At 61.2% G+C, this 15404-nt stretch carries 11 protein-coding genes; 1 reads left to right on the top strand and 10 read right to left on the bottom strand.

The genetic code is table 11. The annotated features are described in order from the left end of the window. Positions 1-7: 7 nt before the first annotated feature. Together AAAT03_RS02500 and AAAT03_RS02495 are read right to left on the bottom strand one after the other, a co-directional pair. Positions 8-496 (bottom strand): PTS sugar transporter subunit IIB, encoded by a 489-nt coding sequence (locus AAAT03_RS02500; RefSeq protein WP_089572604.1) that lies wholly within the window; start codon positions 494-496, stop codon positions 8-10. Positions 497-575: 79 nt separating this feature from the next. Continuing rightward, the gene (locus AAAT03_RS02495) at positions 576-1010 is read right to left on the bottom strand and encodes a PTS fructose transporter subunit IIA (RefSeq protein ID WP_089572603.1); all 435 of its coding nucleotides are present in this window, start codon (positions 1008-1010) and stop codon (positions 576-578) included. 308 nt (positions 1011-1318) lie between these two features. Here AAAT03_RS02495 and AAAT03_RS02490 point away from each other — a divergent pair, with 308 nt between their 5' ends. Then, positions 1319-2101: a GntR family transcriptional regulator gene (locus tag AAAT03_RS02490; protein ID WP_349102526.1), complete on the top strand. Its 783-nt coding sequence runs from the start codon at positions 1319-1321 to the stop codon at positions 2099-2101. 219 nt (positions 2102-2320) lie between these two features. Here the strand turns inward: AAAT03_RS02490 and carB are convergent, their stop codons facing one another. The 8 genes from carB to dnaB all read right to left on the bottom strand — a co-directional run bounded on the left by carB (position 2321) and on the right by dnaB (position 15363). Beyond that, entirely contained in the window at positions 2321-5635 is a 3315-nt protein-coding gene (carB, locus tag AAAT03_RS02485) for a carbamoyl-phosphate synthase large subunit (protein ID WP_117646150.1), read from the bottom strand. Positions 5636-5733: 98 nt separating this feature from the next. Beyond that, positions 5734-7239 (bottom strand): glutamine-hydrolyzing carbamoyl-phosphate synthase small subunit, encoded by a 1506-nt coding sequence (gene carA / locus AAAT03_RS02480; RefSeq protein ID WP_349102525.1) that lies wholly within the window; start codon positions 7237-7239, stop codon positions 5734-5736. Between the two features lie 207 nt (positions 7240-7446). After that, the gene (locus AAAT03_RS02475) at positions 7447-8412 is read right to left on the bottom strand and encodes a hypothetical protein (RefSeq protein ID WP_349102524.1); all 966 of its coding nucleotides are present in this window, start codon (positions 8410-8412) and stop codon (positions 7447-7449) included. Positions 8413-8431: 19 nt separating this feature from the next. Then, positions 8432-10204 (bottom strand): ABC transporter ATP-binding protein, encoded by a 1773-nt coding sequence (locus tag AAAT03_RS02470; RefSeq protein WP_118094026.1) that lies wholly within the window; start codon positions 10202-10204, stop codon positions 8432-8434. Positions 10205-10451: 247 nt separating this feature from the next. Then, positions 10452-11147 carry an NUDIX hydrolase gene (locus AAAT03_RS02465; protein WP_349102523.1) on the bottom strand — a complete coding sequence of 232 codons (696 nt, stop codon included), beginning with the start codon at positions 11145-11147 and terminating at the stop codon, positions 10452-10454. Between the two features lie 21 nt (positions 11148-11168). After that, positions 11169-12473: a phosphoribosylamine--glycine ligase gene (gene purD / locus AAAT03_RS02460; protein ID WP_349102522.1), complete on the bottom strand. Its 1305-nt coding sequence runs from the start codon at positions 12471-12473 to the stop codon at positions 11169-11171. A gap of 118 nt (positions 12474-12591) precedes the next feature. Continuing rightward, the gene (locus AAAT03_RS02455) at positions 12592-13878 is read right to left on the bottom strand and encodes an adenylosuccinate synthase (protein ID WP_089572585.1); all 1287 of its coding nucleotides are present in this window, start codon (positions 13876-13878) and stop codon (positions 12592-12594) included. Positions 13879-13971: 93 nt separating this feature from the next. Continuing rightward, positions 13972-15363 (bottom strand): replicative DNA helicase, encoded by a 1392-nt coding sequence (gene dnaB / locus AAAT03_RS02450; RefSeq protein WP_022094074.1) that lies wholly within the window; start codon positions 15361-15363, stop codon positions 13972-13974. Between the last annotated feature and the right edge of the window lie 41 nt (positions 15364-15404).

The raw sequence follows: 15404 nt of genomic DNA, 5'->3' as shown, positions 1-15404 counted from the left end.
CACCTAACTAGAAGCCAAACTGACCGCGGAACTTGGGCCATTCACCGATGGACTTCTCCTTGATAAGGGCGAACTCGACCGTGTAACCGGCGTTGGTGAGATCCTCGAGCGCCTGGGCCTCTTCCTGCGTGATCGACTGGTTGTTGCCAAGCTTGGTGGTGCCGGGACGATCGTTGCAGGGACCGACGATGATGCGGTCCATGCCGGGCTTAAAGCCAAAATCGACGAGAAGTTCCTTCATGTCGAGCGGGTTCTTGGTGATCAGGAAGTACTTGGTGTCGGACTTGAGAACCTTCTCGGAGACCTCCTTGAAGTGCTCCTTGGTCCACACGAACGTCTTCTTGCCCGAGGCACTCTTGTAGGCCTCCTTGAGCACGGGGTTGGACGCTGCAGCGTCGTTGACGGCGATAAGACCGTCGCAGGGATACTCGAGGGCCCAACGGGTAACGGTCTGTCCATGGATCATACGGTCATCAATACGGATGAACGAAATCATGCGTTCTCCCTTTCTTTATCACCGGGGGTCTTTCCTCTTAACCCCCGCTCCATCACGAAAATTTGGGCGGATGCGCTGCCTAGATGTCGTCGTCCTCGTCGTCGGCGTCATCGGTCGGGACAACGAGCTCGGACATACCGTTCTTGCCCTCCTGCAGCATCATCTGCTTGAGGGAATCCAGGTCCATGGTGGCAAGCCCCATCATGGCGGTCATAGCCATGGGCAGATTCATACCGCCGAAGGCAATGGTGTGGGCGAGCAAACCCTTCTCGGCCAGCGTGTTCATGGCATTGGTGAGCGGCGATCCGCCCAGGATGTCACCAAGCAGGACAACCTCGTCATCGGCGGTAACGGGAGCGAGCATCGCCTTGACGTTCTCGACATACTCGTCAGCGCCCATGCCGTCCACGAGACTCGTCGACAAGATGTTCGGGGCGTCATTGCCGAGCATCTTGAGGACACTGTGCAGTCCGGGAGCGAGCGTTCCGTGACTGACCATTACCAGATACCGCATGCGGTCTCCTCTCGACCTGCCGTGTGTCGCACGGCTTTGCTTTTTGCTGAGATTATTGTTGCGCCGGGGCATGTTCGGTACAAGAAAATAGTTGCGAACGGCAACTATTCATCGGTTAACGGTAGCAACTATTTTTGTGCCTAAATTATTTTTTCTTCTAATTATTTTTAAAATAGCAGGTAGATTGCCTGATAAATGTTTTATGTTCCTTATGCACCATACATACCAGCAAGAATCGGGCCTGGCATCTCCGGTTTGCCCCGCAGTGTCAGACCATGTCACGTACGCCCACGACATGGAGGTACCCCATGGATATGATCTCGTTTCTCGCCTCCGAACCCTTCGACCGCAGCGGTGATACGCCGCTCTATGTCCAGCTTAAACATCGAATCGCTCTGCTTATCGCCAGCCAGGCGTTCGATACCAAGACGCCGCTGCCACGCGAGCTCGAAATCTGTGAGCGGCTGGAGTTATCGCGCGCGACCGTGCGCCGTTGCTTCCAAGATCTCGTCATCGAGGGGCGCGTGGTGCGCAAGCGCGGCCAGGGCACGTTCATCAAGCCCCAAACTTCAGCACCCGGCATCGACCTGGCCCTGAATTTCAGCGCGCGGATGCGCGAAGCGGGACGGGTTCCGAGCTCGCAGATTCTCGCCTTTTCAAGCATACCGGCCGTCCGCGGCATCGCCTCCGGGCTCAAAGTGCCCGAAGGGACACCCGTCTGGGAGATTCGCCGCCTGCGTCTCGCCAACGACAAACCCATGGAGCTCAACTACGTCTATATCCCCGTGTCACTTTGCCCCGAGCTCACGCGCAAAGACGTGGATGGCTCGCTCTACGCCTACATCGCGGAAAAGACCGGCATCCTGACCGCAAGCGTCGATGCCGTCTACGAGACGGTCAACCTCGACAAGCATGAGGCGCGTCTTTTGGGACAGAACACCGGTAAGGCGGCGATGCGCATCGTGCGTTCGACCTACGACAAGACGGGAACCCCGTTCGAGGTAGGCGTGCTCATCAGCTGCGACGGTCAGGCAAAGCTGCACGTGCACATCGCCGCCGACAAAACAACCTTCACCGCCACAGCCCAATAAATCCAAAACGTGGGCGCCGTCGTTCAAACGAACGACGGCGCCCACACTCATTTTCTATTCAGCCCTAGTCATCGCACAAAGCCCCTTCGGCAGCACACGGTGCAACCGAGTCACCGTAGGCCGGGGCGGAGGGGGCTGAGTTTCCCACTGAGCGACTCTGCTTGCAGCCGGAGCGAAGGGGGAAACTCAGCCCCCTCCGCCCCGGCCGGCCAGTTCAACCTACACCGTATGCTGCGGCAGGTCCTGCAGGGCGATGACGTCCATGCCCATGTCGTTGGCGCTGCCGTGACCCTGCTGGTCCTCACGCACCGCCTCGATGGCACTCACGTACGTGTTGGCGGCAGACATCGCGGTCACGCAGGTCACACCGCGTCGCACTGCCTCGGTGCGCAGCAGATAGCCGTCGCCGCGCGAGCCCGGACCGTACGGCGTGTTGATGATCACCGCGATCTTGCCATCGGCGATGAGGTCGCCGATGTTGGGGCGCTCGCCGTCGTGCGGGCCGCTAATCTTCTCCACGATCTCGCACGTCACGTTGCCTCCACGCAGCACGCGCGCCGTACCCTCGGTAGAGCAGATGTCAAAGCCCAGATAGCGCAGGATACGGGCGACCGAAAGGATATGGCGCTTGTCGCGGTCGCACACGCTAATGAACACCTTGCCGCAACTCGGGCCGGGCAGCTTGTAGTCGATCGCCAGCTGCGTCTTGGCGTATGCCTCGGGATAGCTCTTGGCGATACCCATGACCTCGCCCGTCGACTTCATCTCGGGCCCCAGGATGACGTCGGCGCCCGGGAAACGGCCCCAGGGCATAACGGCTTCCTTCATGCAGAACCAGTCCAGCTGACGCTCATCGCTCGGCAGGCCCAAGCTCGCGATGGAATCGCCCGCCATGATACGCGCCGCGCACTTGGCCAGCGGCACGCCGGTGGCCTTGGAGATAAACGGCACGGTACGGCTGGCACGCGGGTTGGCCTCGATCACGTAGACGGTCTCACCCTTGATGGCATACTGCACGTTGACCAGGCCGCGTACGCCCAGCGCCATCGCGATGCGGCGCGTGGTCTCGCGGAGCTTCGCCTGCAGGCTCTCGCTAAAGCTAAACGGCGGAATGCAGGTCGCAGAGTCGCCGGAGTGAATACCGGCCTCCTCAATATGCTCCAGGATGCCGCCGATGTAGACCTCTTCGCCGTCGCACAGGGCATCGACATCGGACTCAATCGCACCCTCCAGGAAGCGGTCGAGGTACACCGGGTAGTCGGGGCTAATGCGCGCAGCCTCGGCCATGTAATCGCGTAGATGCCCGGCATCGTAGGCGATCATCATGCCGCGGCCACCCAGCACGTAGCTCGGACGCACCAGCAGCGGGTAGCCGATGTGCGCGGCCACGGCCTCGGCCTCCTCAAACGAGGTGGCCTGACCCGCCGGCGGGTACATAATGCCCAGCTTGTCGAGTAGGGCGGCAAAGCGCTCGCGGTCCTCGGCAAAGTCGATGGCGTCGGGCTTTGTGCCCATAATGTTGACGCCGCTCTCCTCGAGCATGCGCGCCAGTTTAAGCGGGGTCTGGCCGCCGAGCGTCACCACGACGCCGTCGGGGCGCTCGACATCGATAACGTCCATGACGTCCTCGTAGGTGAGCGGCTCAAAGTACAGACGGTCGGACGTGTCATAGTCGGTCGAGACGGTCTCGGGATTGCAGTTGACCATGATGGTCTCGAAGCCGCGGGCCGCCAGCGCGTAGCTCGCGTGCACGCAGCAGTAATCGAACTCGATACCCTGGCCAATGCGGTTGGGGCCGGCGCCCAGGATCATCGCCTTGGGCTTGTCCGCCGGCGTGGTCTCGTCGGGAGCCACGCACTTCTTGGCATCCGGGCTCGTGCGGTAGATGTTCTCGTACGTCTTGTAGTGGTACTCCGTGGCGCTCGAAAACTCCGCAGCGCAGGTATCGACCGTCTTCATGCTGGGAACCACGCCCAGACCCTTGCGATAGGCGCGCACAAAGCGCTCGTCCGAGCCGGTCAGCGCGGCAATCTCGGCGTCGCTCGTGCCGTACTGCTTGAGCAGGCGCATCGCGTCGGCGTCGATATCCTCCACACGCAGGCCGCGGATGCTCTCCTGGACCTGCACCATGTCGTTGATACGGTTGAGGTACCACGGATCGATACCGCAGATGGCATGGATGTGGGCGATGTCCCAGCCACGGCGCAGGGCCTCGACCACAAAGAAGATGCGGTGCTCGGTCGGGGTTGCCACGGCCTGAGCGAGCTCATCGTCGCTCAGCTTGTCGGCACCCTCCTTGCCACCGGCGCAGATGCCCTGGTGACCGTCCTCCAGTGAGCGCATGGCCTTGCCGAAGGCCTCCTCAAAGGTGCGGCCGATCGCCATAATCTCGCCCACGGCCTTCATGCGCGTGGTGAGCGTGGGGTCGGTACCCTTAAACTTCTCGAAGGCAAAGCGCGGCACCTTGACCACACAGTAGTCGATCGTGGGCTCAAAGCAGGCGGGCGTTGCCTTGGTGATGTCGTTGACGATCTCGTCGAGCGTGTAGCCCACGGCCAGGCGAGCGGCGGCCTTGGCGATGGGGAAGCCCGTGGCCTTGGAGGCCAGTGCGGACGAACGGCTCACGCGCGGGTTCATCTCGATGACGATCAGACGGCCGGTCTGGGGGTTCACGGCAAACTGCACGTTGGAGCCGCCGGTCTCGACGCCAATCTTCTCCAGAATGGCGAGCGACGCGACACGCATGCGCTGGTACTCAAGGTCGGAGAGGGTCTGCGCTGGCGCCACGGTGATGGAGTCGCCGGTGTGCACGCCCATGGGGTCGAGGTTCTCGATGGAGCACACGATGATGCCGTTGCCGGCGTGGTCGCGCATGACCTCCATCTCATACTCTTTCCAACCCTCGATGGACTCCTCGACCAGCACCTCATGGGCAGGCGAGAGCTCAAGGCCCTGGCTCACGATGGAGACGAGCTCCTCGTGGGTATGCGCGATGCCGCCGCCGGCGCCACCGAGGGTAAAGCTCGGGCGCAGTACGCAGGGATATCCCACGCGCTCGGCGATAGCCTCGGCGTCGGCCACGCTGTAGGCATAGCCCGAGCGCGCGACCTCCAGGCCGATCTCGGCCATGGCCTCATTAAAGAGTTTGCGGTCCTCGCCGCGCTCGATAGCGGCCAGGTCGCAGCCGATCATCTCGACGCCGTACTTGTCGAGCGTGCCGTCCTTTGCCAGCTCGACGGCGGCGTTCAGACCGGTCTGGCCGCCCAGCGTGGGCAGCAGCGCGTCCGGGCGCTCTTTCTTGATCACGCGCTCGATAAACTCGGCGGTGATAGGCTCAACATAGGTGCGGTCGGCCAAGCCCGGGTCGGTCATGATGGTCGCCGGATTGGAGTTGACCAGGATGACCTCAAAGCCATCCTCCTTGAGCACCTTGCAGGCCTGGGCGCCGGAGTAGTCGAACTCGCAGGCCTGGCCAATAACGATGGGGCCCGAACCAATAACGAGGATGCGCTTGATGTCAGTACGTTTAGGCATGTTTAAAACCTCCTAGAGAGGCTGACTCAATGTTTTGGAAAAGTCAGCGAGGGTGCAGCTGGTGCATCAGGTTGCCGTGATGTGAGGGCGCGCTGGGCTTATGCCCGCGCGTCCGAAGCAGAACGGCAAGATGATGTGCCAGATGCAGCCGCAGCGTCGACCGGTCCGCCGTTCGGTAGAACGGCGGAACCATCGTCGGCGAAATTCCAGCCGGCGAGGCGGTCCTTCGCGGTGTCGATGTCCAGGTAGTTCTCCTCGCCGTCCATGAGTCGCGTAAAGGCGGTAAAGAGATAGTGGGCATCGGTGGGGCCGGGCGAAGCCTCGGGGTGGTACTGGACCGAGAAACACGGGGCGTCGAGCAGCTGGATGCCCTCGGCGGTGCCGTCGTTGAGGTTCACATGTGTCAGGCGAATGCGACCAAAGCGCTCGTTCATCACGACCGGCGCGACGCCGCGACGCACCCAGGCGCGCAGGTCGCCATCGGCCGCATGCTCGGTTTCGCCGCCGGAAAGCTCCGGAATCAGTTTGCCCAGACTGGGGAACAGCAGGCCAAAGCCGTGGTTTTGCGCGGTGATCTCCACGCGACGGCTCACCAGATTCATAACCGGCTGGTTACCGCCACGGTGACCGAATTTAAGCTTTTCCATTTGGGCGCCGCAGGCCAAGCTGATCATCTGGTGACCCAGGCAAATACCAAAGACCGGCACCTTGCCGATCAGCTGCTGCACCTGCTCGTAGGTCTCCACCACGGCATCGGGGTCGCCGGGGCCGTTGGACAAAAAGACGCCATCAGGATTCATGTCGAGCACCTGCTGGGCGGGCGTATCCCACGGCACGACGGTGAGGTCGCAGCCGGCACGGACCAGGCCCTCCAGAATACCGCGCTTCACACCGCAGTCGTAGGCGACCGCTTTGTGACGGGCAGGAGCGGCAGCCACAAGCGCAAAGCCATGCGTGGCAGGCAGGTCGGCGGCCACAAACTCGTGAGGCGCGGGACAGCTCACGGTCTTGACCAGGTTCTCGCCCACCAGCGTGGGCGCTGCGTCCAGACGCTCGGCGAGCTCGTCGACGTCGAAGATCTCTGTCGAGATAATGCCCATCTTGGAACCATTGTCGCGCAGATGGCGCACCAGAGCGCGGGTGTCGACACCCTCGATAGCGACGATGCCGTGAGCGCGCAGGTACTCCGGCACGCTGACGGCCGAGCGCCAGTTAGAAGGCGTGGCGCACATGTCGCGAACGATCATGCCGCGCATAGCCGGAGCGCTCGCAGGGCGCACGGCGTCGCCGGGGAAGGCCGACTGGACATCGGTCTCGTCGATACCGTAATTGCCGATCTGCGGATAGGTCATGGTTACAATTTGGCCGGCATAACTCGGGTCGGTCATGACCTCAAAGTAGCCCTCAAGCGAGGTGTTGAAGCAGACTTCGCCGGTCGCGGTGCCCTCGGCGCCGCATGCACGTCCATAAAAAATGGTCCCATCCTCAAGATACAGGATACAGGGACCGCAGGCGCCCTTGCTGGTTTTGGCCAGCATACGCTGGCAAAGCTCGCTGGGCGCGAAGGTGCGGGCGGCAGCGCCCGCGGTATGGTTGTTCGCCATAATTCTCCTTCCCGGTCTCACAGGACCGGCTTAAAGGTGTGTAGTTAGGCCTCGCGGTATTGTAACCGCAAGCATGCCTCATGGCGTTAATTTCATCGAAATGTTTACGAAATGATAATTATGACTTTCTATGCATAATGATTTTTTAATCCCCGTCCCGGAAAAATCATCCCGCGGGGCTTGTGGCTCACGCGGGATGATGGCGTCTTATTTTATCTTGTCCTGCTCCAGCAGTTCGGACGGTATGCGATCGGGCTTGCCGCCGCGGAAAATCTCGCGGCCATGCAGACGATGCTCCAGGTCACGTTCGGCCTTTTCCTCGTCAATCTTGGTCTGGCTCACCACCGGGTCCTCAATCAACGACGACACCGAGTTCACCTGTTTTTGAATGCGCTCGGCAATGGTGTCGTCCATGCTTACGATGCGCATCTTCCAGTCGATACTCGTGGCGTTGGATGAGCTCTTGGTCCACACGAACGTCAAAATGGCGCTCTGACGACCCCGCGCGGGAAACATGCCAAAAAAGGAATCGTGCTGAATGTTGCTATCCTCGTCGATATAGGCGTGAACGTTATACACCACGCGGTCAATCTCGTCGTTGAGCAGGGCGTTGGTCGCAAGCGCCGCGGCCTGGATCTGCCCGTTGGACAGCAGCTCGAGCTCATTGGCAGACGATGTGTCCAACACCGTCACCTCGACCGTGCCCGTACGCTCATCAGCTTCATCGACGGTAAAGTCGAGCGGGAACTGCGTAAAGCCGTTACCCCACTCAAGGCCGCCCTTGAGCGCGGTCGAGACGGTATCCACCGAAACGCTCTCGGACAGGTTGGCGGTATTCAGACGGCGCATCACGCCGTAGCCGATCTGCATGCCCACGATCAGCACCAGAATACCGATGACCACGGCCATCGCGGTCTTCGTAATGGTATGGCTCACCTGCGAGCCCGAAGGATCGTCCTCGGACAGCGGGTCGATATGTTTTGCCTGGCTCGCGCGGTCCTCACTGCGCAGCTGCGCTAGCGCCGCTTTGTCACCGCGCTTGGCCGCAGCCTCCTTCTCACGCATGCGCTCGGTTCGCTTTTTGGCAAGCGTGGGATCCAAGACACCGGATGCATCGATTTCGGAGAATAACTCCGTCACTTCTTCCGGAGTCAAAGGGTTCTTGTCAGCCATAAACTTCCTGTCATATCAATCAGTCGAGCTCGTGCGCACGCGCACCTTCGAACTGCATTCGATAGTAACGGGCATAGGTGCCGCCACGGGCGAGAAGCTCCTCGTGCGTGCCACGCTCCACAACGCGACCATGCTCAACGGTCGCAATCTCATCGGCATGCTTAATGGTCGAAAGACGATGGGCGATGATAATCGTGGTGCGGCCGCGTGCCAGCTCTTCGAGTGACTCCTGCACCGCCTCCTCGCTCTCGTTATCCAAAGCACTCGTCGCCTCGTCCAAAATCAGGATCTTGGGGTTCTTGAGAAACACGCGCGCGATGGCAACGCGCTGTTTCTGTCCGCCCGAAAGACGGCTGCCGCGCTCGCCCACGACCGTGTCATAGCCCTGTGGAAGCGACTCGATAAAGGCATCGATGTTGGCGCGACGGGCGGCCTCGGCGATCTCCTCTGTCGTAGCGCCCGGCTTGCCGTAGGCGATGTTCTCGCCGATTGTTCCGTCAAACAGGTAGACATCCTGCTGCACCAGGCCGATGGCGCGGCGCAGGCTCTGCTGCGTCACATCGCGCACGTCCTGGCCGTCGATGCTAATGGATCCGGCAGCCACGTCATAAAAGCGCGGCAGCAGCGAACAGGTCGTGGACTTGCCACCGCCCGAAGGGCCAACCAAAGCGATGGTCTGCCCGGGCTTGATGGACAGATTCATATGGTCGATAACGGGACGCTCTTCGGCATCGCCCTCGCCCAGCTCAACGTCCTCGTAGTTAAAGCACACGTCGTGATAATCCACGGCGCCGGCGGTCACCTGCAGATCCGTGGCGCCCGGCTTGTCCTGGATATCCGGCGCGGTCGAGAGCACCTCGTCCATACGCTTAAAGCCGGCGATAGCCTTCTGATACGTTTCGGCCGAATTGACGAGTGTCTCGAGCGGCGTGCAGAACAGCGAAATATAGAGTGCAAAGGTCGCCATATCGACCGCCTGCAGCTGCCCCTGGGCGACCAGCCAGCCGCCCAGCAGCACCACGATCACATAGAGCACACCCGAAAGCAGGCCATATGTCGCGGTATAGACGCCCATGGCGTGATACATGTTCTCCTTGGACGAAAGATAGCGATTGTTTGAGGCGCGGAACTTGAAGCGTTCGGTCTCCTCATTGGCAAAGCTCTTGACCACGCGCATGCCCGCCAGCGAATCCTGCAGCTGCGCATTGATGCCGCTGATCTTTTTGCGGTTGTCGCTAAAAACCTCGCGCATGCGCATGTTCTGCCAAAACATGATGACCGCAAACGCTGCTGTCACCACAGCCATGGCAAGCGCCAGCACCGGGGCGATGGTAAAGAGGATCACAAACGAGCCGATAATCTCGATGCCGCAGATGATGATCCACTCGGGCACGTGATGCGCCGCCTCGCAGATATCGAACAGGTCGTTGACCACGCGACTCATCATGTCACCCGAGCTGTTACGGTCGAAGTACGCAAAGCTAAAGCGCTCGTACTGGTCAAACAGGTCCTCGCGCATCTTGGACTCCATGCGCGCGCCCATCACGTGGCCCCAGTAGCTCACAAAGTAGCGGCAGGCGCAACGGATGATATACATCAGCACCAAACCCACCGCGATCATACCGAGCGCCTGCATAATGGCAGCCTGACCCTGGGTAAACAACCCGCCGGTCAGATTGCGCAGAATAATAGGAAACGCAAGGTCAATGGCAGCAAGCACCAGAGCGCAAACAGTATCGGCAACAAAAAGCCCCATCTGGGGCTCGTAATACGAGAGAAACCTTTTAAACATGCAATCCTCGAAGAGAAATAAATAGCGTGAGAAATCCGGTTGAACCGGTCAGGCTGAAAACAAAGCGTCCCAACAAGCATAACGCCGATGTTCTGGCAGCGTCAGCGAAAACGTCCCTAAGCGAGCAAGGTGCCTTGAAAGAGGAGCGACGCGTACTTCGGTACGCGAGCGACGATTGAAAGGCAGATTGCCGCTTAGGGGCGTTTGCAGCGTCGACTCGTTACGCGGTTTGGTAAAACCGCGTAACCTAGAGCTCGGCCCCACCCAAGCGGTGCGCGATGCTATCGCAGGCCAAGGCGCCCACGACGGTCTTGGCGTCTTCGATCTTGCCGTCGAGCACGGCGTCGATCAGCTCGTGCAGCGGCACCAGGTCCACGTTGACAAACTCGTCATCATCGGGGTTGGGCGCATCAAACTCGAGCTTGGTAGCCAAGTAGATGTGGATGATCTCATCGCAAAAACCGCAGGACGTGACAATCGACGTCAAAAAGCGAATGCGACCAGCCCTAAAGCCCGTCTCCTCATGCAGTTCGCGCTTGGCGCAATCGAGCGGGTCCTCGCCTGGATCGAGCTTGCCGGCGGGAATCTCGACCGTCACGCGGTCGATGGCGGTGCGGTACTGACGCACCAGTACGATCTTGCCGCTCTCGGTCAGTGCCACAACGGCCGCTGCACCCGGATGGCGAACGATATCACGGGCGCTGCGGCGACCGTTGGGCAGCTCAACCTCAAGACGGTGGACGTCGAGGATCTTGCCCTTCCAGGCGCACTCCTCCGAAAGAATCTTCTCGTGCAGCTCGACATCGTGCGGGTCGTCGTCGCCCAACACCAGCATCGGCTCGTCGACAACCTCGCCACCCGGCTCGCCCTCGGCGTGTCCGTACGCGCGGCCATCTTCCTCGACGATCTGCGCGTCCACGAGTTCTTCGTCCTTCTCGTCCATCCGTCTCATTCCTCTCGGACTTTAGGCATCCCATGCGTCGCGGCCACGCAGTGCGCGCAGACCGATGTCGTGACGCAGGGTCTTGCCCTCAAAATCAATCTTCTCGCAGGCATCGTAAGCAAGGTTGCGAGCGTTCTCGAACGTGTCGCCCAGCGCGGTCACGGCAAGCACACGGCCACCGTTGGTCACGAGCTGACCGTCCACCACGGCGGTGCCGGCATGGTACACGGTCACGTTCTCCATGGCCTCGGCGTCGGCGATGCCGGTGATGACTTTGCCCTTCTCATAGCTGCCGGGGTAGCCCGCGCTCGTCAGGACAACGGCCACAGCCCACTCGTCACGCCAATCGAGCTCAATCTGATCAAGCTCGCAGTTGGCGCAGGCGAGCATAACCTCGACCAGGTCGTTCTTGAGGCGCGGCAGCACGACCTGCGTCTCGGGGTCGCCAAAGCGGGCATTGAACTCCAGCACCTTGGGGCCGGCGGGGGTGAGCATAAAGCCGCCGTACAGGCAGCCGCGGTAGTCGATGCCCTCGGCAGCGAGCTCGGCCACGGTCTGCTCCATGACCTTCACCATGGTGGCGTGTTCCTCGTCGGTCACGATGGGCACCGGGCTGTAGACGCCCATGCCGCCGGTGTTGGGGCCCTTGTCGCCCTCGAGCGCGCGCTTGTGGTCCTGCGAGGTGGCCATGGGGCGCACGGTCTTGCCGTCGGTAAAGGCCAGCAGCGAGCACTCGGGACCGGTCAGCATCTCCTCGATGACCACGGTGTTGCCGGCATCGCCAAAGGTGCCGCCAAAGCACTCGCGCACGGCCTCCTCGGCCTGCTCAAGTTCGGTCGCCACGATAACGCCCTTGCCCGCGGCAAGGCCGTCGGCCTTCACGACCAGCGGGGCGCCGTGCTCACGCACGTAGGCGAGAGCCGAAGCCTCGTCGGTAAACGAGCCGTAAGCTGCCGTCGGGATACCGGCGCGCTCCATGAGCTGCTTGGAGAACAGCTTAGAGCCCTCCATCTGGGCGCCCTCGGCACCCGGGCCAAAGCAGGGAATACCCGCCGCGCGCACGGCGTCGGCCACGCCCGCCACGAGCGGAGCCTCGGGGCCAATTACCACGAGTCCGCATCCGTGGCTCTGAGCAAACGCCGCCACGGCCGCAGGATCGCAGTCGTCGAGAACAACGTTCTCGCCGCAGCTCGCGGTGCCGCCGTTACCCGGCGCAATGTAGAGCTTGCCGGCGCGCGGTGATGCTGCGAGCTTAGCTGCCAAAGCATGCTCACGGCCGCCGCTGCCCAACAACAGGATGTCGATGGTTTGAGTGTCCGCCTTCAAGGGTACCTCCTCTATGGATTAACGGCCCGCTCCGCGCGAGCCCTTTGCAAGCAAATATACCCCTCGGCCGCCCGTCCGGGCTGCAAAGGGGTATATCGCAATAACCAAATAGTCCCGATTACTTCCAGAATCGGTTGATGATCTGCTCGCGACCAGCGCCGACGCCAATGAACGTCACGCGGGTGTGTGCCAGATCCTCGATAAACGCCACGTAGTCCTGAGCCTCCTGCGGCAGCTCGTCAAAGCTGCGGCAACCGGTGATATCGCACTTCCAGCCGGGGAGCTCCTCGTAGATGGGCTTGGCATGCTCAAAGCGCACCTGATGCTCGGGCACGCTGGTGTAGCGCTCGCCATCGACGTCGTAGGCCACGCACACCTTGATGGTGTCGAAGGCCGAAAGCACGTCGAGCTTGGTCACGGCGATGTCGGTGAGGCCGTTGACGCGCGAGGCATAGTTGGCGATAGGGCCGTCAAACCAGCCGCAACGACGACGGCGACCGGTGGTCACGCCGTACTCATAGCCCTCCTCGGTCAGCGTGTGGCCGGCCTCGGACTCATAGGAAAGCTCGGTGGGCATGGGGCCCGAACCGACGCGGGTGATATAGGCCTTCATGACACCCAGCACGCGGTCGACGTTCTTCATGCCCACGCCGGAGCCGGTGATGGCGCCGCCGGCGGTGCAGTTGGAAGACGTCACGTACGGATAGGTGCCGTGGTCGATGTCGAGTAGCGTCGCCTGGGCGCCCTCAAACAGCAGGTTCTTGCCCTCATCGATCATGTTGTTGAGCAGCAGGCTCGTCTCGGTGATGTAGGGGCGCAGGCGCTCGGCCATCGGCAGGTACTCGTCGCAAATCTGGTCCACGGTGTAGGTGGGCAGGTTGTAGATGAGCTCGAGCTCGGGGTTCACGCGGGCGAGAGCGGTCTCCAGCTTGTCGCGGAACAGCGTCTCGTCCAGCATATCCTGCATGCGCAGGCCAATGCGGGCCATCTTGTCCTGATAGCACGGACCGATACCGCGCTTGGTGGTACCGATGTTCTTCTTGCCGAGCTTCTGCTCAAAGGCGCCATCCAGGTCGATGTGGTACGGCATGATGACATGCGCGTTGCCGCTAATCTTGAGGTTCTTGGTGGTGATGCCGTCGGCCTCGAACATGTCGATCTCCTCAAGGACAACCTTGGGGTTGACGACGCAGCCGTTACCGATCACCGACACATGGTCGGAATACATGATGCCGGAGGGCACCTGGTGCAGGCCGTACTTCTTGCCGTTGACGACGATGGTGTGGCCGGCGTTGTTGCCGCCCGAGTAGCGCACGACGGCATCGAAGTCGCCGGCGACCAGGTCGCAGATCTTACCCTTGCCCTCATCGCCCCACTGGGCACCGACCAAAACGGTTGACGGCATGTTTACTCCTTACATTCATGGACTGTCTACGCGCCACGCCGGCACGCAGAAGCACAAAACATTCCCAGTATACCCGTGCAACGGGCGCCTGTCCTACTCCTCGGCATGTGCCCCATCAAGCTCATAGAACTTAGTGGATGCCGGCAGGAACATCAGGTCGACGTCGCCAATCGGGCCCGAACGGTTCTTGGCCACGACGATACGCGTAACGCCCTCGTCGGGTCGATCGTCGCGCGAGGCTTCGGCCTCGTCGGCGGAGCGGTCCAAGAACATAACGATATCGGCGTCCTGCTCGATGGAGCCCGATTCACGAAGGTCGGAAAGCTGCGGGCGCTTGCCGGTACGGGATTCGACCTGACGCGAGAGCTGCGACAGCGCGATGAGCGGGATCTTGAGCTCCTTGGCCATGATCTTCAGACCACGCGACATCTCGGAGACCTCGACGGTACGGCTCTCGGAGCGGCGTCCCGGCGGAGGACTCACCAGCTGCAGGTAGTCCAGGATGATGATGGCCTTCTCCTTGTTGTGGAGCATGCGGCGGCTCTTGGCGCGAATTTCGGTCACTGTGGTGCCGGGCGTATCGTCAATCAGAATATCGAGCTTGGACAAGGTCTGCGTGGCCTCGTTGATATTGGCCCACTGCTCGGGGCTAATGCGGCCCATGCGGAAGTCACTGATCGAAATCATGGCGTAGGCGCAAATCAGACGCTGGGCAATTTCCTTGCCCGACATCTCCAGAGAGAAGAAGCCGACGGTATAACCGGCGGCGGCGGCGTTGAGCGCCAGGTTCAGGGCGAACGACGTCTTACCCACAGCAGGGCGGGCGCCGATGATGATGAGCTGGCCCTCGCGAAAACCCATGAGCATGCGGTCGAGCGACGGGAAGCCCGTGGGCACGCCCGCAGCCTGGCCGCCGGCCTGGCACACTTCCTCGGCCTCGTTATAGGCCTCGACCATAAACTCGGTCAGCGTCTTGTAGCTCGACTTGACCTCGCGCGCCGTGACCTTGAGCAACTTGCTCTCGGCCAGCTCCACGACCTCTTTGGTGTCGGTGGGGGCGTTGTATGCCAGCGCGTTGATCTCGTTGGTGGCGCCGATCAGCTCACGCAGCATCGAATCGCGGCGAACGATAGCGGCATGGTGCTGCCAGTTGACGAGCGACAGGGTCTGACCCATCAACTCCAAAATGTACGCTTCGCCGCCCACGGCATCGAGCTTGTTGATGCTTCGCAGGTAATCGATCAGCGAGATGGAGTCGATGGGAATGCGGCTGTTGTACATATCGACCATCGCGGTATAGATGGTCTTATGAATGGGCCGGTAGAAGTCATCGGGCTGCAGCTCGACCTGGGCCTCTTCGACTACCTCGGGCGATAGCAGCATGGCGGCCAGTACATTGGCCTCTGCATCTTGGTTTTGGGGGAGACCCAACTTGGAACCACGGTCCTCGACCGTCAACCCGGTCTCCCTATCGTCATATGCCATGAGCATCCTCATTCATATCGCTTGCGAGCATCCATAGTATC

It is taken from the genome of Collinsella sp. CLA-AA-H167, from assembly GCF_040095305.1.
In the GTDB taxonomy this organism is placed as follows: Bacteria; Actinomycetota; Coriobacteriia; order Coriobacteriales; family Coriobacteriaceae; genus Collinsella.
Note: the sequence above shows the minus strand (reverse complement) of the source record. Positions and strands in the feature narration are given on the sequence as shown.

Bases quoted from the DNA above. Each gene is read 5' to 3' on its own strand.
- AAAT03_RS02470 (WP_118094026.1), bottom strand. From the start codon at position 10,204: ATGTTTAAAAGGTTTCTCTCGTATTACGAGCCCCAGATGGGGCTTTTT.
- AAAT03_RS02455 (WP_089572585.1), bottom strand. From the start codon at position 13,878: ATGCCGTCAACCGTTTTGGTCGGTGCCCAGTGGGGCGATGAGGGCAAG.
- carB (WP_117646150.1), bottom strand. From the start codon at position 5,635: ATGCCTAAACGTACTGACATCAAGCGCATCCTCGTTATTGGTTCGGGC.
- AAAT03_RS02495 (WP_089572603.1), bottom strand. From the start codon at position 1,010: ATGCGGTATCTGGTAATGGTCAGTCACGGAACGCTCGCTCCCGGACTG.
- AAAT03_RS02465 (WP_349102523.1), bottom strand. From the start codon at position 11,147: ATGGACGAGAAGGACGAAGAACTCGTGGACGCGCAGATCGTCGAGGAA.
- AAAT03_RS02500 (WP_089572604.1), bottom strand. From the start codon at position 496: ATGATTTCGTTCATCCGTATTGATGACCGTATGATCCATGGACAGACC.
- AAAT03_RS02490 (WP_349102526.1), top strand. From the start codon at position 1,319: ATGGATATGATCTCGTTTCTCGCCTCCGAACCCTTCGACCGCAGCGGT.
- carA (WP_349102525.1), bottom strand. From the start codon at position 7,239: ATGGCGAACAACCATACCGCGGGCGCTGCCGCCCGCACCTTCGCGCCC.
- AAAT03_RS02475 (WP_349102524.1), bottom strand. From the start codon at position 8,412: ATGGCTGACAAGAACCCTTTGACTCCGGAAGAAGTGACGGAGTTATTC.
- dnaB (WP_022094074.1), bottom strand. From the start codon at position 15,363: ATGGCATATGACGATAGGGAGACCGGGTTGACGGTCGAGGACCGTGGT.